The organism is Acidobacteriota bacterium, from assembly GCA_004299485.1.
Taxonomy (GTDB): Bacteria; Acidobacteriota; Terriglobia; order Terriglobales; family SCQP01; genus SCQP01.
The window spans coordinates 399,386-422,977 of sequence record SCQP01000001.1 but is presented as its reverse complement, the minus strand read 5'-3'; the positions used below and the strand labels follow the sequence as shown (position 1 = coordinate 422,977).

Here is a 23,592-nt window from a genome sequence, read left to right as displayed (position 1 = left end):
CGCTAGTGGCTGCCGGTCATGGCGCGTTTGCGCGCCTGGCCGCCGATGGACTGCAACTGCCGCAGCAGGATCTGCGACAGCCGGCCCAGCTCGTGGTGATGGAGTTCGGCCAGCTGGGCGATCAGGTCTTCGCCCTTTTGCGTGAGCGACACCTGCACTGTGCGCCGGTCTTCCTTGCCCTGCGTGCGCTTCACCAGCTTCAGGTTCTGCGCGCGCGTGACCAGCGCCACGGCGGCGTGATGGCTTACCTGCAGCCGCTCGGCGATTTCCGCCACGTTGGCCCAGGGGCGGCCGTGCATGCCCTTGATGGTCATCAGCAACTGGTGCTGCTGGGGGGAAACGCCCGCCTGGCGGGCGGCGCGCTCGCTGAAACGCAGGAACTGACGCAGTGCATAACGGAACTGCGCCAAGGACTCGATATCGGCTTTGCTGATTCGCATGTTGGGTACACCCCGTATTGGGCGCGTCTCCTCATCATACCCGCAAACGCATCCCTGTGATACCTCAAATTGTGGCGCAAATTTATATCCCGTGTGCTTAGGTATCTTCGATGGGCGCTGACCCCGGCGCGGCAGCGCCGCGCTGCCCGCTTATGCTTGCACGGGGCCGGATTCCCGAGGCCCCAGCCCGGTCCTGCGTTCGGCTGGGCCGCGCCCGACTGGGTAGTGACGGCATTGGAAATCGGCTCCGGGCAGTCTACACTGAAGCGTGCCCTCAGCCGCGCCCCGCTTGCCCGCTGCCGCCGCCCTGCTGGCTGCTCTCGCCCTGACCGGGTGCTCCTGGTTCCGGCCGGCGCCGGCCGGCCCCGATGTGGTGGCCACCGTCAATGGCCAGCCGGTCACCGCCGCCGCGCTCAACCGCCTCTATGCGCAGCAGACGGCCGGCGCCTCGGCGCCTTTGCCCCCCCAGCAAAGCCTGCAATTGCGCCTCTCACTGCTCAATCAACTCATTGACCGCCATATTCTGCTGCAATACGCTCAGCGTCTCGGCATCCAGGCCGATCCTGCCCAAGTCGAGCGCTCCCTGAGCGTGGCTTCGGTCCATCAAAGTCCCGCCGCGCAGACCGCCGAGCGGCAGCAAATTGCCGATTCGCTCATTTTGAATCAGCTCCTGCAGCGTGAGGTGGGCGACAAAATCCAGATCAGCGCTGCCGACATCGCCGCCTACTATCAGCAAAACCAGGCCAGCTTTCATCTGCCCGAGCGCCAGTATCATGTCCTCGAAATTGTCGTCACGCCCCATGCGGGTCCGGTGACCAATCTTGCGGAAGACAAGGCCACCACGCCCGCAGCCGCCAAAAAGAAAATCCGGATGCTCCAGCAGCGGCTTGCCGCACACGCCGACTTTGCTACTCTCGCGGAGCAATATTCCGAAGATCCGGCCACTGCCTCCAGCGGCGGCGACATGGGCCTGATCCCACAGTCGGTGCTGCAGTCGCAAACCCCACCGCTGCTGCGCGCCGCCATTCTGCGCCTGCATCCCGGCGAAGTCTCGCCCGTCATTGCCACCCCCTCCGGTGATTACCTGCTGAAGCTGGCCGGCATCGAACCCGCGGGTCTGCGGCCGCTATCGGATAAGCAGGTGCAGCAGAGCATCCGCGATTTGCTTACCAACGCCCGGCAGCAGGTACTGCAGACCGCATTTTTGACAACCGTCCGCGACCGCGCCAAGGTGGTGAATTATTTCGCGGAACGGCTGCTTGCGGGCGCGAACTGAACTGAGGTCGTCGGTAATCAGTCGTCAGTTCTCAGTCGTACGAGCGAACTTCGAGGATCGCGGCGCCAAAAACTGAAAGCTGACAACTGAAAACTGATAACTTAGAGGCATGGTGGTCATTGCCTGGATCCTCGCAGGAGCCATTGCCGGCTGGGTCACCGCCCGCGTCATGCGCGCCGGCGGCCAGCGTCCGGGCATGGAGATCGTCAGCGGCATTATTGGCGGCTTGCTGGGCGGCCTGATCATGCGCTCGCTGGGCACCGCGCCTGGCGCCGGCATCGTTTCGTCCACCTGGATGGCCTTGCTCGGCGGCTTCGTGCTTACGGTGCTGTTGCGCGTGCGCGGCCGCATCGCGGGATTCGCAGCGCAGGCGCCTTCGCCGTCACACTGACTTTGCTTAATCGCGGGCGCCCAGCGCGGCTACGCCGCGGGGCCCGCTCTCCAAGGCCGCGAGGCCGCTCCGCCGGGGGCCCTGGGTGCCCCGGCTCCGCTGCCGGGCCACAGGTACACTAGCTGGGTGCCGACCTTTCGTGTTGCCAAGACCGGTTTCCGCTTCAACGCGGTACATTCGTTTCCCAACGACCATGGCTACGATCGCCTGCCCCACGGTCACGACTACGAGTTCACCGTCATGCTGGAGGGCGAGCTGGACGGCGAAGGCATGCTCTACGATCTCCGCGGTCTGAAGACGCTGGTTGAATATGCGGTGATCGCGCCGCTCGACCACCGCAATCTGGATGCCATTCTGGAGCACCCTTCGTTGGAGGCGCTGGCATCCTGGATTTGGGAGCAGTTGCGGCCCGCCGTTCCGGCGCATCTGCGCCTGGGTCTCACGCTCTGGGAAACGCGCTCGCTCTACGTCGAATTCTGGGGAACATGAAAAATTTCGGGGATGTAGCCGCCGGCGGCGATGGTCGCAATCAGCGTCTCGACCGAACCCGCGATGGCTTCCGGCGCCAGCGCCCCGGTCAGCACTTCCGCAGGGAAGGACCGCTCAGTGAGCGGCGTGCGCACCAGTCCTGGCGAAACCACGGCCACGCGGATACCGCGGCCCTTCAATTCGACATCCTGCGCCCGCGCCAGGCCGATGACACCATGCATGGCGGAGGTGTAGGCGGTTTCATCGGCAAAATCGTGATGAGCGGCGAGCGAGGCAAGGTGAATGACGGCCCGCGCCGGTTGCGCCGGTGCCGCGAGCAGCGGCAGCAGCGCCCGCACCAGATAAAACTTCGACCACACTGTCAGCCGCCAGAGGCGCTCGAACTCCGCGCTGCTGGTTGCCTCCATGGGCCGCACCAGAAAATCCCCGGCGGCACAGACCACCGCCTGAATCGAAGGCTGCCAGGCGGCAATAGCCGCCACGGTACGGTCGATCGCGGCGGCATCGGCGAGATCGGCCGGCACGGGTAGCACCTGGCCGGGAAACGCCTCCCCCAGCGCTGCGAGCGGCTGCTCGCGCCGTGCCATCGCCGCCACGCGCCAGCCCTCTTGCAACAGCCGACGCGCACAGGCCGCGCCAATGCCGCTGGAGGCGCCCGTGATTACTGCCGCCTGGCTCATGGCGCGCTCACCGCAACCGAAACCGGCGTCGGCGCCAGCAGCCGCCACAGCTCTGCGCCTGTCATTTCCACCAGAAACCCGCGCTTGCCGCCGTTGATGAACAGGCGCGGCAGCGCCGCAATGGTGGCTTCCGCATAGACCGGCAGCGGCTTGTGCGTGCCGAACGGCGAGGTCCCGCCCACCAGATAGCCGCTATGTTTCTGCGCCACTTCCGGCCGGCAGGGGACAATGCTGCGCCGCTCGAGCTGCCGCGCCAGCGCTCGCGTCGAGACCTCACGGTCGCCGTGCATGAGCATGATCAGCGGCGCCCTCTGGTCGTCTTCCATCACCAGCGTCTTGATCACCGTGTGCTCCTCGACGCCCATCTCACGCGCGGAAACGGCTGTACCGCCATGCTCCTCGTAGCGGTACAGCCGTTCGTCGTACGCCGCATTATGCTCACGCAGCCAGCGCACCGCCGCCGTGACTGGCGCTTTCATGCCCATGGTTTCAGCCGGTGCCGGGCACCGCTGATGGCTGGTGGCTGATAGCTGATGGCTACCTCTTTTCGATCGGCACGTACGTCTGCGGCACCTTGGGCCCGATGTATTCCGCGCGCGGCCGGATGAGCCGGTTGTCGCTGTACTGCTCCAGTACGTGCGCCGTCCAACCCGCCATGCGCGAAATGGCGAAAATCGGCGTGTACAGATCGGGGCTGATGCCCATGGCGTAGTAGGCCGAAGCCGAGTAGAAATCCACGTTCGGGTTCAGATTCTTTTCCCGCTTCATGTACTCCTCAATCTGCTTCGAGTGCTCGTAGAGGAAACCATTGCCGGAGGCCTGGCACAGCTCCTTCGAGAGCTCGCGCAAATGCACCGCGCGCGGGTCCATGGTGTGATACACGCGATGCCCGAAGCCGGGAATCTTGACTTTGTTGGCGATCAACTCCTGAATTTTGGCGATGGGATCTCCCTTGCCGATTTCCAGCAGAATCTTGATCACCGCCTGGTTGGCGCCGCCGTGCAGAGGCCCCTTCAGGGCGCCAATCGCGCTGGTCACCGCCGAGTGAATGTCGCTCAGGGTCGCCGCGGTCACGCGGGCAGCAAATGTCGAGGCGTTAAACTCATGATCGGCATGCAGAATCAGGGCGATATCCATCGCCCGCTCGGCCGTTGCGGTGGGCTTTGTGCCGTTCAGCATGTAGAGAAAATTGGTCGCCAGCGGGCCCTCCGCTGCCGGCGCAACCATGGGCTTGCCCTTGCGCAGCCGGTCCAGGCCGGCGACGATGGCCGCGGTTTGTGCGATCAGCCGGATCGATTTGCGCACATTGGCTTCGCGGCTCATATCGGCGGCGTCCGGATCATACAGCGCCAGCGCCGAAACTGTAGTGCGGAGCACGTCCATAGGTGTCGCCTTGGGCGCGCTGGTCTGAAAATTGGACAACAATTGCTGGATGGGTTGGGGCAGCGTCAAGGCGGCGTTCAGGTCGCGCTTCAGGCTGGACAGCTCCCCTGCCGTCGGCAAGTGGCCAAACCAGAGCAGGTATGCTGTCTCTTCAAAGGTCGAACGCTCGGCCAGGTCGTGAATGTTGTACCCGCGATAGGCGAGGATGCCTTCATCGCCATTGATGAAGCAGATGGCCGAGGGGGACGCCACCACGTCCTGCAGGCCGCGGGTGGCTGGATGGGTCGTTACGTTTGCCGTTGACATTGCCGTGGTTCTCCGTTGTTCGCCGTTAAAGTGTTCTATTAAGAGGTATAACCTACTTCCACGCTTGCGTAAACTCTATGCCTGACCCGCTGATCACGCTCAGCTCCGACTTTGGCGGTGCCAGTGCGTTTGCCGCCATACTGCGTGGCGCGCTGCTGCGCCGCTGCCCCGAGGCGCGTTTACTCGATCTCAGCCACGAACTGGCGGGTGGCGATGTTTTCGCCGCTGCCCTGTTCCTGCTGCGGGTCTATTCTTATTATCCTGCCGGAACCATCCATTTGCTCGCTCTTGATCGCGGAACCGGTCCCGATCGGGTTCTGGTGGCGTCAGCCGCGGGGCAATTTTTCATCGCGCTGGATCACGGCGGCCTGGGGCTGGTGCTCGAACACGAGCCCGAGGCGCGCGTCTGGGCCGTGCCCTTGCGCGAGCGCACCACCTTTGTCGCACGAGATGCCATGGCCGACATTGCCGCCCAGCTCGTTCGCCGCGCCGGAGCGCCGCCGGGCGAACTGGTCACTGACTGGCGCCGCCTGGAATTGCCCAAACCCACCGTCGCCGTCGATGGCGTCCTCGCCCAGGTGTTATTCGTAGATTCGTTCGGAAATCTGGTGCTGAACGTCCGCGCCCAGGCCGTGGGCGGCTGGCAGGTGGCACAAATTGGGAATCAGCACATTCGCCGCTGGCGCGGCCATTACGGTGCGGCGCCGATTGGCGAACTCCTGCTGATGGTCGGTGCCGAGGGTTGGATGGAAATCGCCGCCGCGGGCGATTCTGCCGCCACCCGCCTCGATGCCCGTCGCGGGACCCCAGTGCGCCTGTTGCGCTAAAATCGTTGCTCAGTCCGAAACGGGAGGATCCGAATGGGTAAGGTAGCCAAAACTGCAGACCGCTCCAAAGGCGAAGCCGCCGAGCAGGCCTGCCCCAAATGTGGCAAGCCGCTGCGGGTGGTCAAACGCATCCGCAATCGCGCCTTGCATGTCGCAGGGGGCATGTACATTTCCTGCTCCGCCTGTGAATACGCCGAAAAACTGTAGCTAGCGTTCGCGGCATGTCCTCAAAACCGCCCGCAGAGGGGCTCTTGCGCCGCCCCGCCACTAAGGTCTTCGTCGCCACTACGGTGATGTTGACCTTCATCACTTATTGGCAGGCGGCGGCCATTGTCCTCGCGGACTTGGCGTCCTCAGCTTTCTATGTGGGCGGCATCGCCGAGCAGGCCATCGGCACCAGTGCGCCCTGGCTGGTGCTGGCGGTCATGGTGTTCAGCTACGCGGTGCGGGCCCTCTACATCGAGTCCAGCACCATGTTCGTGCGCGGTGGCGTCTACCGCGTGGTCAAAGAGGCGCTGGGTAGCCGCCTTGCCAAAGTCGCCGTTTCGGCGCTGATGTTTGACTTCCTGCTCACCGGACCCATCAGCGCGGTTTCCGCCGGTCAGTACCTGGCCGGCTTTTTGCAGGATTTATTCACCCGCCTGGGTTACAGCGTTCACGTCGCGGTCAATAGTTTTTCCGCGGTGTTCGCCATTCTGGTGACGGTCTATTTCTGGTGGAAAAACATTCAGGGCATCCACGAGACCAGCCAGAAGGCCATGCGCGTCATGCAGATCACCACCATCATGGTGGTCATCATGATCGTGTGGGGTCTGTACACGGTCATTCACATCCATGCCCCGCTGCCCCCGCTGCCCACAGTGCACAACACCGTGTTCGGTCCGGATGCGCTGGGATGGCTAAAGGGGAGTAGCCTCACCGGCGTCGCCGGTATCGTGCTGCTGATCGGGTTCGGCCATTCGATCCTGGCCATGAGCGGCGAGGAAACGCTGGCCCAGGTCTATCGCGACATCAAGAGCCCGAAGGCGAAAAACCTGGAAAAGGCCGGCATGGTGATCTTCATCTACACGGTGATCTTCACCCCGCTGGCGGTCTTTTTCAGCGCCATGATCATCCCCGGCAATCTGCTGCCGAAGTATTACGACAATCTCATCGGCGGCATGGCCATGTACCTCACCGGGCCCTACACACTCCGGCTGATCTTCCAGGCGTTCGTCGTCTTCGTGGGCGCGCTGATTCTGTCGGGTGCGGTCAACACCGCCATCATCGGTTCGACCGGCGTGCTCAGCCGCGTCAGTGAGGACGGCGTGCTGACCGACTGGTTCCGGCGCCCGCACCGTCACTATGGCACCGTCTATCGCATTATCAACGCCATCGTGATGATGCAGTTGATCGTCATTGTCATCACCTGGGGCAATGTCTACGAGTTGGGCGAGGGCTATGCGTTTGGTCTGGTCTGGAGTTTTACCTTCCTGGCGGTCTCGGTCCTGGTATTGCGATTTACCCAGCCCGCAGGGCGCGAGTGGCGCATTCCCGCCAACTTCAAGTTCGGAAAAACCGAAATTCCGCTGGGGGTAATTTTCATCGCGATTGTGCTGACCTCGACCGCGGTCATCAACCTGTTCACCAAGGAAATCGCCACCATCGCCGGTTCGGCTTTCACGGCCGGCTTTTTTGTTATCTTCGTCGTCAGCGAGCAGATCACCAAGCGGCAGCGCGCGCGGGATGCGCATCTGGAAAAATTCCGTATCGCGGTCAGCGCCGATCTCGGCACCGAGCCGTTAAACGTGCGCCCCGGCAACCTGCTGGTGACGGTGCGCGATCCCCGCAGTCTGCATCACCTGGAGTATGCGCTGGCGCAAACCGATACCGTCAAGCAGGACATCGTGGTGATGACCGTGCGGCTGTTCCGTTCCTTTGCTGGACCGGCGGTGGTCGATGAAAAGCGGGCCTTCGATCAGTACGAGCAGGAGCTATTCACCCAGGTTGTGGCCATTGCCGAAAAGGCCGGCAAACCGGTCTCGCTGCTGGTTGTGCCCGGCTCCAACGCCTATCACACCATCGTCGCCACGGCGCAGAGGCTGGAGTCGAGCGTCATCCTTGAAGGCGCCTCGGCGCTGCGCTCGGTCGAGGATCAGGCCAAGCTGACTGGCGATGCCTGGGAGGATCTGCCCGAGCCGCGCCCGCGCCTGGAGCTGCGCGTGCTCTCGCGCGACAACCAGCTCACCATCAAGAGCCTGGGGCCGCACACCCCTCGTCTGCGGCCCGAAGATCTCGATCTGCTGCACAATCTCTGGCTGGAGATTACGGCCAATCCCGAATATCGCGGCCTGCACCATTACGACGTGGTGGCGCTGGCGCTGAAGGAGCTGCAAGGCGAGCTGCACAGCCAGCGCCGCGAGGAGCTGATGGAATCCTTGCGCGAGCTGGCGCACATCCCCCGCTACCCGCCCGGACCGCCGCAGGAATAATTGCATGGCCGAGCTCTACTCCATGACCGGATTTGCCCAGGCGCAGCGTACGCAGCAGGGCTGCGCCGTAACCATGGCGCTGCGCACGGTGAACCATCGCTTTCTGGATTTGCGCTGGCAGCTCCCGCCCGAGCTGGAACCAGCCTTGGCGGATTTGGAAAAGCAGGTGCGCGCCGCGCTGGTACGCGGCCATGTGGATATCCGCGGGCGCTGTGACGCGCCCGCCGCCGGCGCCGGCCCGCGCCTCGACACGGCCGCGGTGGAGGCGTACCTGGCCGCCTGGAACGAACTGCAACAGCGCCTCGGCCGCAGCGAACCGCCTGCAATCGCCGAAGTCCTGCGCGCGCCGGGCGTGCTGGCGGCGGGCAGCGCCACGCCGGTCGCCCCTGAAATTTGGCCCGCGCTGGCGCGCGCAACCCTGGAGGCGGCGCTGGCCGATTTACGCCGCATGCGCGCCGCCGAAGGCGCCGCGCTCGCCGCCGACCTTACCGCGCGCCTGGACGCGATGGACGCCGCCCGCGCCGCCCTCGCCGATCTGCGCCTCGAACTCGAGGCCGGTCTGCGCGAGCGCCTCGAGCTGCGGATGCGCGACATCCTGGGCGCGGCCCTCCCCAGCCCGGACCGGCTGCTGCAGGAGGCGGCGCTGCAGGCCGACCGCAGCGACATCAGTGAAGAACTGACGCGCCTCGGCGCCCACATCGCCCAGGCGCGCGCGCTGCTCGCCTCCGGCGGCGAAGCCGGTAAAAAGCTCGACTTCCTTTCCCAGGAACTCAACCGCGAAGTCAACACGCTGCTTTCCAAAACCACCTCCGCCAGCCCTGCCGGCTTGCAGGTTTCTGAGATTGGCATCGGCCTCAAAGCCGATCTCGAAAAATTCCGCGAGCAGGTGCAAAACCTGGAGTAGAGCCTGCCTGTCCGCATCAGAGATCCCGGGGCGAACTGTAAACTGTGAACTGGAAACTGTGAACTCGCTTTTCATCATTTCTGCGCCTTCCGGCTCCGGCAAGTCCACCTTGGTGAAGGAGCTGTTTGCGCGCGTGGACGGACTGCGTTTTTCCGTTTCCTACACCACCCGCACCCCGCGCGGCAGCGAACGCGACGGGATCGAATACCACTTTGTTGGGCGTGGCCAGTTCGAAGCCATGATGGCCGCAGACGCCTTCCTGGAACATGCCCAAGTCTTCGGCAACTACTACGGCACCGCCCGCGCCAGCCTGGCCGAGGCCGGGCGCGCCGGCGATGATTTGGTGCTCGACATTGATGTGCAGGGCGCCGCGCAGGTGAAGCAGCGCCTGCCGGAAGCCGTCAGTATCTTTATTGCACCGCCCGATCGCGGACAACTCGAATGGCGCCTGAAAAGCCGCGGCCTGGACACGCCCGAGGTGGTCGCCCAGCGTCTTCATGATGCCGCGCATGAAATCGCGGCCTATAATAGTTATGACTACGTAGTGATCAACGACCGTCTCCCCGAGTCGGTCGAGCAGTTGTGTGCCATCGTGCGCTGCCGCCGAAGCTTGTGTGCCGGTGATTGCGCTATCGCAAGCCAGTGCCAGCAGAGCCGTATGGCCGCCCGGATGCAGCCGGTTCTGGAATCGTTTGGAGTGAGGAGTTGCTAGATGTCGTGGGGACCATTTGCCAGCGTAGAAGACGTGCCCAGCCGCTACCAGTTTGTGCATGTGGTGGCGCGCCGCGCGCGTAAATTGCAGGGCGGCGCCAAGCCGCTGGTGACGCCGAACTCGCGCAAGTTCACGCGCATTGCCCAGCAGGAGGCCATGTCCGGCCTGCTGGAGTTCACCTTTCTGAATGCCGCGCCTGCGGCCGACGGCACCCAGCCCGGCGCGGAGGCCTGAGGCGAGCGCCATGCGCGTGCTGCTCGGCATTTCCGGCGGCATCGCGGCCTACAAAGCCGCCGAGCTGGTGCGCCTGTACCGTAAGCACGGCGACAGCGTGCAAGTGGTGATGACGCGCGCGGCGCGGCGTTTTGTGACCCCCGTGACGCTGGCGGCGCTGAGCGGCGAGCCGGTGCTGACCGACCTGTTTGGCCGCAATCCCGCCGCCATCGAGCACGTCGCCGCCGCCCAGGCAGCCGACGCGGTTGTGGTCGCTCCGGCTACCGCCCATACCCTGGCGCGCCTGGCGCATGGTCTGGCCGACGATTACCTCACCACCTTGCTGCTCGCAACTCCGGCGCCGGTGCTGCTCGCCCCCGCCATGAACGTGCAGATGTGGCATAACGCCGCCACGCAGGCCAATGTCACGACCCTGCGCGCGCGCGGTATCAGGGTGATGCCGCCGGGAGAAGGCGAACTGGCCTGCGGTATGGTGGGCGAAGGCCGCATGGCCGAGCCCGAAGCCATCTTTGCCGTCAGCTTCGATTTGCCGGCACGCCACGATCTTGCCGGCGAGCACGTCCTGATCACCGCCGGCCCCACCCGCGAGGCCATCGATCCCGTCCGTTATCTCAGCAACCGCTCCAGCGGCCGCATGGGTTACGCACTGGCCGAGGCCGCCCGGCAGCGCGGCGCGCGCGTCACCCTCGTCAGCGGCCCCACCGCGTTGTCCGCGCCCGCAGGTGTCACTCTGGTTCCGGTAACCAGCGCGGCGGAAATGGCCGCCGCCGCCGAGGCTGCCTTTGATGTCTGCACGATCGCCGTGCTGGCCGCCGCTGTCGCCGATTACCGCCCTGCCGCGCCGCAGTCACAAAAAATCAAAAAGGCAGCGGTCCCGGCGTCGCTGGCGCTGGTCCCCACGCCCGACATTCTGGCCAGTCTCGGCGCGCGCAAGCGCGGTCAAATCCTGGTTGGGTTTGCCGCAGAGACCGAGAGCGCCCGTGCGCTCGATCTGGCGCGCGCCAAGCGCTCCGCCAAGAATGCCGATCTCATGGTGCTCAATGATGTCAGCCGCAGCGGCATCGGCTTCGATAGTGACGATAACGCCGTAACCCTGATTGCGCAGGACGGCGAACGTCCTCTTGCTCAGGCATCCAAACGCTCGATTGCCGATGCCGTTTTGGACGCCGTCCTTGCACTTTCCCGCCATGCCGTCGCTCAGCACTGAAGGGAAGCAGCGCCTGGCCGCCTATTTGCAGTTCCAGCAAGAGCTGGGCATCGAGCGCGTGCGCATGACGAAAAGCTTTGCTTCTGTCCCGGATGCCGCGGCTACAGCAGGCGAATCTCTGGCCGCAATCCAGGCCGAGATCGGCCCCGACTGCCGCCGTTGCAAGCTCGCCGGTCTCGGCCGCCACTCCATCGTGTTCGGCAGCGGCAATCCGCACGCCGAACTGGTGTTCGTGGGCGAGGGCCCGGGCGCGGATGAGGACGCGCAAGGCCTGCCCTTCGTGGGTCGCGGCGGTCAACTGCTGACCGACATGATCCAGAAAGGCATGGGTCTGCGGCGCGAAGACGTCTACATCTGCAACGTCGTCAAGTGCCGTCCGCCCGGCAATCGCACGCCCGAGGCCGATGAAATCGCCGCCTGTTCGCCCTTCCTGCTGCGCCAATTGCGCGCCATTGCGCCGCGCATGGTCTGTGCGCTGGGGGCGACCGCCGCCCAGACGCTGCGGCCGTATCGGGGTTCGCTGGCTTCGGTGCGCGGCCGCATGCACACGCTCCGCCTGGGTGACTTCGAAACCCGCCTGGTGGTGACCTATCACCCCGCCTATCTGCTGCGCGATCCCGCACAGAAGCGCGAGGCCTGGAAAGATCTGCAACTGATCATGGAGTACCTATGCCTCAAGAAAAAATCGTGAAATCCGAATCCGAATGGCGTGCCGCGCTCAGCCCGGAGGAGTACCACGCCGCCCGCGAAAAGGGCACCGAACCCGCGTTTACCGGCCGTTACTGGAACGAGCACGCCGCCGGCGTTTACCATTGCGTCGCTTGCGGCGCCGCCCTGTTCGATTCGACTACCAAGTTCGAGTCCGGCACCGGCTGGCCGAGCTTCTGGGCGCCCATCGACCCCGCCCGCGTGGAATTGCACGAAGACACCACCCACGGCATGCGGCGCATTGAGGTGGTGTGTGGCCGCTGCGGCAGCCACCTGGGCCACCAGTTTCCCGACGGCCCGCCCCCCACGGGCACCCGTTACTGCCTCAATTCGGTCTCGCTCAAGCTCGAGCCGCGCGCGGCCGCCTAGGCCTGGAGCGATCCGCCGCTGGCAAGGCGCGCGGCTTCGGATGCGGGCCGGTCCAGCACCGTCCGCACCATGCGCAGCAGAGCTTCCGGCGTAAACGGTTTTTTCAGGCTCGGATGGGGCGCAGCGTTGGCGTCAGCGTAGCCGGCAATGTAGAGCACCCGTAGATCGGGGCGATGGCGTGCGATCTCCGCTGCCAGCGCCACGCCGTTGACATCGGGCATCACGACGTCGGTAATGAGCAAGTGCAGCGGTTCGGAGTGCAGCAGGCTGATTTCAATCGCGGCTTCCGGATGGTTCGCCTCCATTGCCTGATAGCCCTGGGCGCGCAGTACTTCCAGCATCAGCCGCCGTAATTCGGGCTCGCCTTCCGCCACCAGAATGGTTTCTTTACCGCGGCCGGCGACGGCATCGGTGCGGTCATGCGCGGCGGGAAGTTCGTTCGGCTTCACGGCGTAGACCGGCAGATACACGCGCATGGTGGTGCCTCGGCCGGGTGCCGATTCCACCGTGACCGTACCGCCGCTTTGCCGGGCGATGCCGAACACCGTCGGCAAGCCCAGCCCCGTGCCCTTGCCCTGGGGTTTGGTGGTAAAAAACGGTTCGAAGATATGGGTCTGGGTCTCGGGCGCCATGCCCACACCGTTGTCGCTGACCGCCAAGGTCACGTAACCCCCCGGCTGCAGGCCGGCGGGCGCCTGGCCGGTGGCGCCGCTGAACACGCTGGCGGCCGTTGTAACCCGTACGCGGCCGCCGTTGGGCATGGCGTCGCGCGCATTCACCACCAGATTCATCAGCACCTGATCCAGTTGGCTGGGGTCGGCCTTGACCGGCGGCAGGCCAGCGGCAAGCTGACAGCTCAGCTCAACGTCTTCGCCAATGGTGCGCTGCAGCAGCGGCTCCAGATCACGCACCACGGCGTTTAAATCCAGCACGCGCGGCTGCAGAATCTGTTGCCGGCTGAAGGCGAGCAACTGATGCGTGAGCTTCGCCGCGCGCTCGCCCGCGGAGCGTACGCTGCGCAGTTTGTCCTGCGTGCCGGCATCGGCGTTGGTCTCGAGCAGCAGGTCCGTGTAACCGTTGATCACCGTCAGCAGGTTGTTGAAGTCATGCGCCACCCCGGCGGCCAGCCGCCCGATCGCTTCCATCTTCTGGGCCTGGCGTATCTGGCCTTCCAGATTGCGGCGTGTGGTGATATCCGTAAATGTGACCACAGCGCCGACCGGCTGCCCATTGCGCTCCACCGGCGCGCTGCGGTACTCCACTGGGAAGCTGCTGCCGTCTTTGCGGAAAAACAGCTCGTCGTCCACTTCCACGCCTTTGCCCTGCCGCGCGGCCATGGAGCAGCGGCATTCAAACCCCGGATACAGGCGCCCGTCGGGGCGGGTGTGATGGATGAGGTTGTGAATCGGGCGGCCCAGCAATTCGTCCGCGTGGTCATAGCCGAGCAGCCGCAGCGCGGCACGGTTGCACAGGATGCAGTTGCCACTCAGATCCAGGGCAAAAATTCCCTCACCCGTAGAATCCAGCAGCAGCCGCAACCGCTCCTCGGAATCCCGCAGTTCCAGCTCCGCTCGCTTTTGCTCGGTGAGGTCGCGGATAAAGGCCGTGAACAGCCCGGGTGACTGGCCTGCCACACGCGTGAGCGTGAGCTCGGCCGGGAACAGGGTTCCATCCGAGCACCGGGCGGTGAACTCCAGATGCCGGGTCGGGGAAATTTCCAGCTCCACCGCCAGCGTGGCGAGCGGCCGCATCCGCAGCGGCGAATCCCGCACCAGCAGATCCACCCCCCGCCGCTGTACGGCTTCGCTGCGGCGCATGCCAAACATCAGCTCCGCCGCAGGGTTGAAGTCGGCAATGGCGCCGCTCTCTTCCAGCGTGACGATGGCGTCGGCGGCCGAGGCGAGAATGGCGCGGTTGCGCGCCTCCGACATGCGCAGCGCGCTTTCGGTCTGGCGGCGCTGGGTGACGTCGAAAAGCGTCGAACGGGTGTGCAGAAACTCACCCTCCGCGCCAAACACGCCGGCATCGCTGATCGCCACCGGCAGCAAGCTGCCATCTTCGCGCCGCAGCTCCAGCTCCAGCGTTTGTACTGCGTTGGATTGTTGCACCATGGGAAAATGGCGCAAAAACGCCACCCGGCTGGCCGGGGTCAGCAGATCTGCAAACAGCACCCGGCCCACGATATCGCGTTGCTGGTAGCCCAGCCAGCGCAGCGCTGTCTCGTTGATTTTCACAATGCGGCCGCCCGGGTCCAGCGAGTAGTAGCCACAGGGCGCGTGATCGTACAGATCACTGATCTCGCTGGCGTAGGCCTGGCGCTCCAGCCGGTTGCGGTCGCTCGCGTCCAGCAGGCTGGACGCTTTCCAGAGCAACGTCAAAAAGAATACAAAGCTGCCGGCCACCAGCAGCAGCGCAATGATTTTGGCTTCGAGCGGGTGGGCCGCGTAACTTTGCAGCCACGTCAACAGCAACGGGAAGACCAATACCAGCGGTAGCACGTGCCGCATCAACCAACCCGACGACGTTGCCTCATGCCAGTACGAAATCGGGCGCAGGTGGGGATCGGCCGCCAGCCAGGCGACACTGAGCAGGCACAGGCACGCGCCCGCGGTAGTTCCCAGCACGGAGGTATGCGATCCCAGCGGCGTCCACGTTCCGCCTGTCAGCGTTCGCGTGACGGTAACGAAGCCGGAAAACAGATCGAACAGCGCCAACAGGGCCGCCACGAACCGCGCGGCCTCCGGCAGCGCCAGCGCCAGCGCCAGGATGGCGAGTAAGGCCAGCGCCGGATCCAGACGCGCCGCTCCGGCGCCCGCCTGGCGGGCCCACACGTGGCCGAGCGCGACCAACGACCAGAGGAGAGCTGCCGCGGCCAGCCATTTCGTGGCCTGCGGTTGGTGCGGCGCCAGCATGGCGGCGATCGCCAGCAGCAAAACCGCGATGGCCGCGGCCGGGTGCAGCCAGGCCCCGAGCTGGGCCGCTTCCGCGGCTCGCGCGGCGTGGCCCAGAGCGCCTGCCAGCGACAGCAGCGCGGTCAGCGCCGCCAGCCCACCGGTCGCCCGGCATACAATGTGCCAGCGCCGTTCCAGGCGCGGGGAAGGCGGATAATGCCACGGGAAGCGCTGCAGCTCCGGTGGCCGTGCCATGGGCGCCTAAGCTCCTGCGGCCCGGTGCTGCTGCAAGCGCACGGCCACGTGTTCGAGCAAGGCGGAGGGAGAAAATGGCTTTTGCAGAAACGCGCCGGGATCGTGACTGGCGGGCAGCAAGCCTTGTGCGGTGGCCGCCCCCAGCGTAAATCCGGAAACATACAGCGTGGCAACACTCAGTTGCGCGGCCAGCACCGGACCGCCGCCGGGAACCACCAGGTCGGTAATCAGCAGCTCGGGCGAGCGGCCCGCGGCCCGCACCCGGCTCAAGGCTTCTTGGCCACTGCTGGCCGCGATCACGCGGTAGCCTTTCTGTTCGAGGATGTCGCGCATCAGTTGCAGCAGATTGCGCTCATCATCGACCAGCACGACCGTAGCCCCCGTGTCCGCTGGGTCGGCAGCGCTGGCCACCGTGGGCGCCGCCAGCCTTGCCGTCGCGCCGGCCACGGGAAAATAGAGCTTGAACGTGGTGCCATGGCCGCGTTCGCTGTACAGTTCGATCCAGCCCCGGTGCTGATTCATCAGCGAGTACACACTGGAAAGCCCCAGCCCGGTGCCTTTGCCGGCAGGTTTGGTAGTGAACAGCGGTTCGAAGACGTGGCGGCGCGTGTCCGCGTCCATCCCCTCGCCCGTATCGCTCACCGCCAATTGCAAGTATTCGCCCTGCCGCGCCTGCACGTGGTGGCGCGTGTACTCGGCATCGATGGTGACCGGATCAATCTGCACCAGCAGGTCGCCGCCGCCGGGCATGGCATCCCGTGCATTGATGGCCAGGTTCATGACGATCTGGTGGATGCCGGCCGCCTGGGCGCGCACGGGCGCCAGCTCCGGGGCCGCCTCGATGCGGACCCGCACCCCGGGGCCCAGCGTTTCCGCCAGCATCCCCAGCGAGGTCCGGACCGTGGCCACCAGATCGAGCGCTTCCGGTTCACTCTCCGGCCGGTGCCCAAAGGCGAGCAATTGACGCGTCAGCGCGGCCGCGCTGTCCCCCGCCGCCCGCAATTTTTCCAGGGCCTCGTGCGCGGGATGGTTCGCTTCGAGCGCATTCAGCGCCAGATCGGCATAGCCATTGATGACGCCCAAAAAATTGTTGAAATCGTGCGCCAGACCACTCGCGAGCCGCCCCATGCTTTCCAGCTTCGAGACTTGCCACTGCCTCCGGGTGCGGTCTTTCGCCTCCGTGATGTCCAGCAGCGTGCTCTCGTTGCCGTCGGGCTGGCCCTCCAGCCCGGGAATCATCACGGTGTTACACAGCACCCAGAGGGTGTGGCCGTCGCGGTGGCGTAGCCGCAGCTCACGGTTCACATCCCGGCCGTACCGGCGCAGATGCTCGATCAGCTCGTCCCGTTCGCGCGGGTCGAGGTAAAAATCCGTGCTGTTGACCGCCATGGCCTCGGCCGCGGACTGGAAGCCAAACATTTTGACAAACGAGGCGTTCACCGCCAAGGGGCGGCCGTCGAGCGTGCTGCAGTGCACGCCGGCGATGTTGGCGTCAAACAAGGCCCGGAAGTGGGCTTCGGAAACGCGCAGTGCCTCCGCCATGGTCGTGTGGTTCAGGAAGTGCCCGATCTGTCCCGCCAGATTCTCCAAAACCGTGAGCGAGACCGGGTGCGGCTGGGTCTCCCGGCCGGTCAGCAATTCCAGCAGACCGACGATCTTGGTCTGGAATAAGATCGGGCAGCAGACCGCGCGATCGATGCCCGCACGGTGGGCCTCGGCGGCCAGAAAAAAGTTTCCCGGCTGGCCGGCATCTTCCACCCATTCGGTCTGCGCCTTCGCCCACACTCGTCCGGCCAGCCCCAGGCCGGGACGCAGCGTCGCCGCCTGCACCGCTTCCTCGAGCTCGCGCAACCGTCCGGAATCCCGCTGCCAACTGGCGAGCAGCCGCATCGTCTCGCTTCCCGGCTGCAGCCGCCAGCAGACGCAGTAGTCCCAGTCGAGTTCCTGCCCCATCACCAGCAGCGCCCGCGCGAGACTCTCCGCCGGATCACCCGCTTCGGCGAGAATGCGGCTGACGGCGTACTCCGTGGCCAGGCGATGCGTGAGCTCGCTCATGTCGGTTTCGTGTTGGGACAACGAGCCCATGCGTGCACACCGCTCGGTCCGGCGGCCCGCGCGAGCCTGGGGGGAATTGCTGTCAGTCTGCCCACAACGGCTAGCGACGTCAAGCAAAACCCGCGCCGTGCGGTCTGCCGGGAAGCCTAGTAGATAATATCGGCATGGATTGGGAAAACTTTCGCCGCGAGGCGCATGCTCTGGTGGATTGGCTGGCTAACTATCGTCAATCCATCGCCGAACGCCCGGTTCTGGCCCGCTCCCAGCCGGGCGATATCCGGGCGGCCTTGCCGCCGCATCCGCCCCAGCGCGGCGAGGATTTCTCCGCCGTGCTTACCGACGTCGACCGGATTATTCTGCCCGGCATTACCCATTGGCAGTCACCTAACTTTTTCGCCTATTTCCCCTCCAACAGTTCCGGAGCCTCGATCCTCGGTGAGCTCTTATCCGCCGGCCTGGGGGTGCAGGGCATGCTCTGGGCTACTTCGCCCGCCTGCACCGAACTGGAAACCCACGTTCTCGACTGGCTGGTGGAGATGCTGGCCCTGCCCGAGGCCTTCCGTTCGACCAGCGCCGGCGGTGGCGTCATCCAGGACACCGCCTCCAGCTCCGCCCTCTGCGCCCTGCTGGCCGCGCGCGAACGCGCCACCGCGGGCAGCGGAAACCAGAAGGGGCTTGGGGAGGCCGGTACGCGCCTTACCGCCTATGCCTCGACGCAGGCCCACTCCTCCGTCGAAAAGGCGGTGACCATCGCCGGCCTCGGCCGCGAGCACCTGCGTCTGATCCCGGTCGACAAGGACTTTGCTCTCGATCCGGCCGCGCTCGAGGCGCAGATTACTGCCGACCAGCAGGCCGGCTTCCAGCCCTGCTTTGTGGCCGCGACCATCGGCACCACCTCCTCCAACGCCATGGACCCGCTCGCCGCCATCGGCCGTATCGCCCGTCAACACGGCCTATGGCTGCATGTCGACGCCGCTATGAGCGGCACCGCCGCCTTGTGTCCCGAGTTCCGCCGCTGGTTCACCGGCCTCGACCTGGCGGATAGCTACAACTTCAACCCGCACAAGTGGATGTTCACCACCTTCGATTGCAGTTGCCTCTGGGTACGCGAGCGTGCGGCCCTCATTGCCGCTCTCAGCATCCTGCCCGAGTACCTGCGCAATGCCGCCAGCGCCAGTGGCGCCGTCATCGACTACCGCGACTGGCAGATTCCGCTCGGCCGCCGCTTCCGCGCCCTGAAGCTATGGTTCGTCATCCGCGCCTACGGCGTTGAAGGCCTGCGCCAGGCCGTGCGCCGCCACGTCACCCTGGCGCAGGAGTTTGCCCGCTGGGTGCGCAGCGATCCGCACTTTGAGCTGGCCGCGCCGGCGCCGCTGAACCTCGTCTGTTTCCGCCTGCGCGGCAGCGACGAAGTGAACGAGAAGCTGCTCCAGCGCCTCAACGCCAGCGGCGCGCTTTTCCTGACGCACACCAAGCTGAACGGCCGCTACGTCCTGCGCATGTGCATCGGCCAGATGGAGACCGAAGAGAAACACGTCACCGCCGCCTGGCGCCGCATTCAGGAAGAGGGTGGCCGTCTTGCCTAATTGGCCCCAACGCATTGTTTGCCTGACGGAAGAAACGACGGAGACGCTCTATCGCCTCGGCGAAGGCGACCGCATCGTAGGCGTTTCCGGCTACACCGTCCGGCCGCCGGAGGCGCGCAAAAAGCCCCGCGTTTCTGCCTTCATCAACGCCAAATTCGACGCCATCCTCGCTCTGCAGCCCGACTTGGTGCTGACCTTTTCCGACCTGCAGGCGGATATTTCGCGCGAGCTGGTGCGCCGCGGCGCCACCGTCTTCAACTTTAACCAGCGCAGCGTCGAAGAAATCTTCGCCATGATGGCCACGCTCGCTCGCCTGGTCGGCGCGGAAGCGCGCGGCCGCGCCCTCGAAACGGAGTTGCGCACCAATCTCGAAGCGATCGCCGCTTGCGCCGCTAAATTCCCGCACCGCCCTCGCGTCCTGTTTGAAGAATGGAAAGCGCCGCTCATTACCGGCATCCGCTGGGTCGAAGAGCTGATCGAAATCGCCGGTGGCGAACCCATATTTCCGGAGCTGCGCCATCGATCCAGCGCTACCGAGCGCATCGTTGCACCGGAAGAAGCGGCCTGGCGCAACCCCGAGGTCGTCATCGCTTCCTGGTGCGGCCAGAAGGTGAACAAGCGCGCCATCGCTGCACGCTCCGGTTGGGACGCGACCGCTGCCGTCCGCGCCGGCCATATCTACGAGATCAAGTCCACCTATATTCTCCAGCCCGGCCCGGCCTCACTCACCGAAGGCGTCCGCCAGCTTCATCGCATTCTCGCCCGCGTTGCCGGCGCCGACGTGCCGCCCGCGCTGCACCCCGAAGAGCGCTGCGATCCCGACTTGGGTTGACAGCTTTTGCGCCGCGGCGCTATAGTCCTAAGCAAATTAGGACCATATGGCGCAACTCCTGCCCGGCACCCTCGACCTGCTCATTCTCAAAGCCGTTTCGCTCGAGCCGCAGCATGGCTACGGCATTCTGGTGCGCATCGGCCAAATCTCCGCCGGCGCGCTGCGCATCGAGCAGGGCGCGCTCTATCCCGCGCTCTATCGTCTCGTCCGCCGCGGCTGGCTCACCGCCCGCTGGGGCGTCTCGGATAATAATCAGCGTGCCAAGTTCTATGCCCTCACCGCCACCGGCCGCAAACGCCTGCGCGAGGAGACCGCCGATTGGGAGCAGTTGGTGGAAGCCATGGGCGCGGTTTTGCGCGCGAGCAGGGAAGAGCTATGAAGGCTCTCCTCGCCTGGCTATTCCGCCGCGCCCAACTTGAGCGCGAAATGGAAGAAGAGCTGCAGGCGCATCTCCGCCGCCGCGCCGCCGCACTGGCATCTGAAGGCCTGAACTCTGCCGAGGCCGAGCGCCGCGCCCGCATCGAATTCGGCGGCTACCAGCGCTGCCAGGAAGAGTGCCGCGAGGCGCTCGGCGTGCGCCTCCTGAGCGAACTGCGCGCCGATGTGCGCCAGGGCCTGCGCCAGCTCCGCCGCTCTCCCGGTTTCACCACGGTCGCGATTCTCACTCTCGCTCTCGGTATCGGCGCCAACACCGCTATCTTCTCGATGCTCAACGGCATGCTCCTGAGCGCGCTGCCGTATCGCCAGCCGCAGCAGTTGTACACCATTCACGAGGTCGTCCCCCAATGGAGCCACTTCGCGCCCCAGTTCGACGCCAACGGCGGCAACTTCAAACTCTGGCAAACGCGCTGTTCTGCTTTTGCGGGCATGGCCGCGCTTCTCCCGCAAAAGCTGGTACTCACCGGCAGCGGCCGTACGCGCCAGGTGCAGGCGGCATTCGTGCCGGCGAACTTTTTTCCGCTGCTGGGCGTTGCGATGACGCGCGGCCGCAACTTTCTGCCGGGCGAAACTGAGCCGGGCCATAACCACGAAGTGGTGGTGGCGGCCAGCCACGCGCATGCGCTCGGGAAATCGCTTACGCTGAACGGCAACCCGTACAGCGTTATCGGAGTGCTACCCGCCAACTTCCGTTTTCCCGGCGTATGGAAAAGTCCAGCGCCGGAGCTGTTTCTTCCCGACTATATCCCCGCCCCCCCCGGCGATGGCACGCCCGGCATCGGCGGGTTCCAATACACCGTCATCGCGCGCTTGCGGCCTGGAGTCAGCCCGCAGCAGGCCCTGGCGCAACTGAACACCGTCGAAGGCGGCATTGCGCGCCGCGGCGACTCTTACCGGCACGTTGCCCCAGGTCAATTCAACCTTTACGCGACGCTCACGCCGCTCAAGGCTGCCATCCTCGGCCCCGCCGTACGGGCCTTGTGGATGCTCGAAGCCGCCGCGTTGCTTGTGTTGCTGATCGTCTGCGTGAACCTGGCCAATCTGCTGCTGGCGAAGAATACGGATCGCGCCCGCGAAGTCGCCATGCGCGCCTCGCTCGGCGCCACGCGGCGCCGCTTGCTCCGGCAATTCCTGACGGAAGCCGCTCTGCTGGCCGTTGGCGGCGGCGGCCTCGGCTTACTCCTTGCCGCCGGCGCGTTGGATCTTCTTGTCCGGCACGCCCCCGTTGGCATTCCGCGCCTGGCTGAGATTCACCTGAGCGCGCCAGCCCTCTGGTTTACGCTCGCCGCGGCGATGGTCGCCGCGTTGCTGTTTGCCGGTCTACCCCTCCTGCTGCTCACCCGCGTACAGCCCGGCGAGGCCATGCGCAGTGCCGGCGCGCGCGTCAGCGGCGGCCACAGCCGCCTGCGCAACGCCCTGGTTGTGGCCGAGGTGGCGCTGTGCGGAATCCTGCTCGCCGGCGCTTTGCTGCTCGTCCAGAGTCTGGCGCGCATCGGGCAGGCCAACGCCTGGATGCAGCAGGAGAATGTGCTGGCGCTGAAGCTGGTGACACCTTACTCCGACTTCCGCTCCCCTCCCGGGTTTCCCGGCTTCTATCACCAGGCCCTGGCCCAAGTGCGAGAGCTGCCCGGCATTGACGGCGCCGGCGTTACGCCGGTGCTGCCGCTACTGGGCGGAAGCTGGGGCGATGACATCGAGTTCCGCGAAGCCCCGCGGCCCAAAACGGATGTCAAACTAGGTGATTTCTATTTCGTCAGCCCAGGGCTGAGCCAGGTCATGGGGCTGCCCCTCATCGCCGGCCGGCGCATCGCGGAATCTGATCGCGGCAACGATGTGGCCGTCATCTCCCAAAGCGTCGCCCAGCGCCTGCTGCCCGGCCGCAATCCCCTCGGCCTGCACCTGATGTGGGCGCCGAACGAAACGCCCAAGCCCTTCGAAATCGTCGGCGTCGTCGGCGACGTGCGTGATGGCGCGGAGAAACCGGCTGCACTCGCCGTTTACGTTCCCATCTGGTTCTTCGCTGAACCCGGCGAGAGCCTGATCGTACGCACGCGCCTGTCGCCTCAAGCCGCCGGCGCCGTGATCCGGCGCGTGCTTGCCAGGGTGAACCGCAACGTAGCGGTCGCCAGCCAGCAAACCCTGCAAGGCGTCCTCGCTGCCAGCACCGCTCCGCGCCGTTACGAAACCACCCTCAGTGCGCTGTTTGCGCTCTGCGCCGTTTTCCTCGCCGCCATCGGCCTTTACGGCGTGCTCAGCTATACCGTCAGCCGCCGCGTCCACGAGATCGGTATCCGCATGGCGCTCGGCGCACAGCGCGCCGATGTCCTGCGCTCGGTCGTGCGTGAAGGCATGCGCCTGGCTTTGCTGGGTGTGATCCTCGGCCTGGCCGCGGCGCTGGCGCTCACGCGCTTCCTCAGCGGCATGCTCTACCAGATCCGCCCCGACGATCCCGTCACGCTGCTCGCCGTCGCCGCCGTCCTGATTCTGGTGGCTCTCGCCGCCTGCTATCTCCCCGCCCGCCGCGCCACCCGCGTCGATCCCACCGTCGCCCTGCGCTACGAATAATTCATTCCAGCACCAGCAGATGCTTCACCAGTGGGCTGCCCGCGGGCAGCAGCGAACGAATACCTCTATCTCGTGTGACCAGCACGCCCCCGCGATGAATGGCAAGCGCCAACAGGTATGCATCCGTGATTTGCCGATGCCCTTGCAGCCGGCCAACGAAATAGCGCCACACTTCTGGCAGTTGCAGATCTGCTGCCCAAAATTGGTGATCCCGGTGGGCAATGTGGCGTTCAAGCTTGGAAACGGCCTCTGCGATCGAAGGTGCATCAGGCGAAAATCCCGGGCTCGTAATGACGCGAACGTACCCGGTTTGCGTCAATGGGCAACTTGCCCATCCCTGAGGGCACGTGTGTATAAACCATTCGCGGCACTTTGAATGTGCCGGATCGGCTGGCCACGTAATCGCGATGAGAACATTTACGTCGAGGAGGGCGACCATTTCCTTGCGTCCTCTTCATCTTCCATGTCCCGCTCAAGCTGGAGCAATCTCTCTAATGTCATTGCCGGGGAACCGGCTGGAAGGTCGAATGGCTCTAGCCCGTCCCCTGGGGACTGCACCGGAAGGGGGCGTGG

22 protein-coding genes are annotated in these 23,592 nt (G+C 65.3%); 15 read left to right on the top strand and 7 right to left on the bottom strand.

Annotated elements, in window-relative coordinates; translation table 11 throughout:
• Positions 1 to 2: 2 nt before the first annotated feature.
• On the bottom strand, positions 3 to 440 hold the full coding sequence (locus EPN33_01920) for a MarR family transcriptional regulator (protein ID TAN24544.1): 438 nt from the start codon (positions 438 to 440) through the stop codon (positions 3 to 5).
• Positions 441 to 708: 268 nt separating this feature from the next.
• On the opposite strand from EPN33_01920, the gene EPN33_01915 reads away from it, so the two are divergent.
• From EPN33_01915 to EPN33_01905, 3 genes are all read left to right on the top strand, one after another.
• Positions 709 to 1,716 carry a peptidylprolyl isomerase gene (locus EPN33_01915; GenBank protein ID TAN24543.1) on the top strand — a complete coding sequence of 336 codons (1,008 nt, stop codon included), beginning with the start codon at positions 709 to 711 and terminating at the stop codon, positions 1,714 to 1,716.
• 109 nt (positions 1,717 to 1,825) lie between these two features.
• The gene (locus tag EPN33_01910; protein ID TAN24542.1) at positions 1,826 to 2,107 is read left to right on the top strand and encodes a GlsB/YeaQ/YmgE family stress response membrane protein; all 282 of its coding nucleotides are present in this window, start codon (positions 1,826 to 1,828) and stop codon (positions 2,105 to 2,107) included.
• A gap of 9 nt (positions 2,108 to 2,116) precedes the next feature.
• Positions 2,117 to 2,596, top strand: coding sequence for a 6-carboxytetrahydropterin synthase (locus EPN33_01905; GenBank protein ID TAN24541.1), 480 nt, complete (start codon positions 2,117 to 2,119; stop codon positions 2,594 to 2,596).
• Here the strand turns inward: EPN33_01905 and EPN33_01900 are convergent.
• Genes EPN33_01900 through EPN33_01890 form a run of 3 tightly spaced genes read right to left on the bottom strand, consistent with a single transcriptional unit; the run spans position 2,572 to position 4,965 of the window.
• Positions 2,572 to 3,276 carry an SDR family oxidoreductase gene (locus EPN33_01900; GenBank protein TAN24540.1) on the bottom strand — a complete coding sequence of 235 codons (705 nt, stop codon included), beginning with the start codon at positions 3,274 to 3,276 and terminating at the stop codon, positions 2,572 to 2,574. The genes EPN33_01905 and EPN33_01900 overlap by 25 nt on opposite strands.
• A complete protein-coding gene (locus tag EPN33_01895; GenBank protein TAN24539.1) occupies positions 3,273 to 3,761 on the bottom strand; it encodes a Cys-tRNA(Pro) deacylase in 489 nt (162 codons plus the stop codon). Before EPN33_01895 ends, EPN33_01900 begins: the two co-directional genes overlap by 4 nt.
• 52 nt (positions 3,762 to 3,813) lie before the next feature.
• Positions 3,814 to 4,965, bottom strand: coding sequence for a citrate synthase (locus EPN33_01890; protein TAN24538.1), 1,152 nt, complete (start codon positions 4,963 to 4,965; stop codon positions 3,814 to 3,816).
• Between the two features lie 77 nt (positions 4,966 to 5,042).
• Between EPN33_01890 and EPN33_01885 the strand changes: the two genes are divergently transcribed.
• The 8 genes from EPN33_01885 (at position 5,043) to msrB (ending at position 12,397) form a co-directional block, all read left to right on the top strand.
• Positions 5,043 to 5,792 (top strand): hypothetical protein, encoded by a 750-nt coding sequence (locus EPN33_01885; GenBank protein TAN24537.1) that lies wholly within the window; start codon positions 5,043 to 5,045, stop codon positions 5,790 to 5,792.
• A gap of 221 nt (positions 5,793 to 6,013) precedes the next feature.
• The gene (locus tag EPN33_01880) at positions 6,014 to 8,263 is read left to right on the top strand and encodes an APC family permease (GenBank protein TAN24536.1); all 2,250 of its coding nucleotides are present in this window, start codon (positions 6,014 to 6,016) and stop codon (positions 8,261 to 8,263) included.
• A gap of 4 nt (positions 8,264 to 8,267) precedes the next feature.
• Positions 8,268 to 9,167 carry a YicC family protein gene (locus tag EPN33_01875; GenBank protein ID TAN24535.1) on the top strand — a complete coding sequence of 300 codons (900 nt, stop codon included), beginning with the start codon at positions 8,268 to 8,270 and terminating at the stop codon, positions 9,165 to 9,167.
• A gap of 58 nt (positions 9,168 to 9,225) precedes the next feature.
• Positions 9,226 to 9,879 carry a guanylate kinase gene (locus EPN33_01870; GenBank protein ID TAN24534.1) on the top strand — a complete coding sequence of 218 codons (654 nt, stop codon included), beginning with the start codon at positions 9,226 to 9,228 and terminating at the stop codon, positions 9,877 to 9,879.
• Positions 9,880 to 10,113, top strand: coding sequence for a DNA-directed RNA polymerase subunit omega (gene rpoZ, locus EPN33_01865; GenBank protein ID TAN24533.1), 234 nt, complete (start codon positions 9,880 to 9,882; stop codon positions 10,111 to 10,113). It begins immediately after the preceding gene.
• 10 nt (positions 10,114 to 10,123) lie between these two features.
• Positions 10,124 to 11,320, top strand: coding sequence for a bifunctional phosphopantothenoylcysteine decarboxylase/phosphopantothenate--cysteine ligase CoaBC (gene coaBC, locus EPN33_01860; protein TAN24532.1), 1,197 nt, complete (start codon positions 10,124 to 10,126; stop codon positions 11,318 to 11,320).
• Entirely contained in the window at positions 11,265 to 12,011 is a 747-nt protein-coding gene (locus tag EPN33_01855) for a uracil-DNA glycosylase (GenBank protein ID TAN24531.1), read from the top strand. The genes coaBC and EPN33_01855 overlap by 56 nt, the downstream gene beginning before the upstream one ends.
• Complete coding sequence (gene msrB / locus EPN33_01850) at positions 11,990 to 12,397, top strand: peptide-methionine (R)-S-oxide reductase (protein ID TAN24530.1); 408 nt, start codon at positions 11,990 to 11,992, stop codon at positions 12,395 to 12,397. Before EPN33_01855 ends, msrB begins: the two co-directional genes overlap by 22 nt.
• Here msrB and EPN33_01845 read toward each other — a convergent pair.
• Both EPN33_01845 and EPN33_01840 read right to left on the bottom strand, forming a co-directional pair.
• Positions 12,394 to 15,543 (bottom strand): PAS domain-containing sensor histidine kinase, encoded by a 3,150-nt coding sequence (locus EPN33_01845; GenBank protein ID TAN24529.1) that lies wholly within the window; start codon positions 15,541 to 15,543, stop codon positions 12,394 to 12,396. The two genes, msrB and EPN33_01845, sit on opposite strands and share 4 nt — an antisense overlap.
• 6 nt (positions 15,544 to 15,549) lie before the next feature.
• The gene (locus EPN33_01840; protein TAN24528.1) at positions 15,550 to 17,628 is read right to left on the bottom strand and encodes a PAS domain S-box protein; all 2,079 of its coding nucleotides are present in this window, start codon (positions 17,626 to 17,628) and stop codon (positions 15,550 to 15,552) included.
• A gap of 134 nt (positions 17,629 to 17,762) precedes the next feature.
• Here EPN33_01840 and EPN33_01835 point away from each other — a divergent pair, with 134 nt between their 5' ends.
• The 4 genes from EPN33_01835 to EPN33_01820 are packed head-to-tail and all read left to right on the top strand — an operon-like array spanning position 17,763 to position 23,019.
• Positions 17,763 to 19,184, top strand: a complete 1,422-nt coding sequence (locus EPN33_01835) for an aspartate aminotransferase family protein (GenBank protein TAN24527.1) — start codon at positions 17,763 to 17,765, stop codon at positions 19,182 to 19,184.
• Positions 19,177 to 20,016 carry a cobalamin-binding protein gene (locus EPN33_01830; protein ID TAN24526.1) on the top strand — a complete coding sequence of 280 codons (840 nt, stop codon included), beginning with the start codon at positions 19,177 to 19,179 and terminating at the stop codon, positions 20,014 to 20,016. Before EPN33_01835 ends, EPN33_01830 begins: the two co-directional genes overlap by 8 nt.
• 46 nt (positions 20,017 to 20,062) lie before the next feature.
• The gene (locus tag EPN33_01825; protein TAN24525.1) at positions 20,063 to 20,395 is read left to right on the top strand and encodes a PadR family transcriptional regulator; all 333 of its coding nucleotides are present in this window, start codon (positions 20,063 to 20,065) and stop codon (positions 20,393 to 20,395) included.
• The gene (locus EPN33_01820) at positions 20,392 to 23,019 is read left to right on the top strand and encodes an ABC transporter permease (protein ID TAN24524.1); all 2,628 of its coding nucleotides are present in this window, start codon (positions 20,392 to 20,394) and stop codon (positions 23,017 to 23,019) included. The genes EPN33_01825 and EPN33_01820 overlap by 4 nt, the downstream gene beginning before the upstream one ends.
• 1 nt (position 23,020) lies before the next feature.
• Here the strand turns inward: EPN33_01820 and EPN33_01815 are convergent, their stop codons facing one another.
• Positions 23,021 to 23,458, bottom strand: a complete 438-nt coding sequence (locus tag EPN33_01815) for a PIN domain-containing protein (protein ID TAN24523.1) — start codon at positions 23,456 to 23,458, stop codon at positions 23,021 to 23,023.
• Positions 23,459 to 23,592 lie beyond the last annotated feature (134 nt).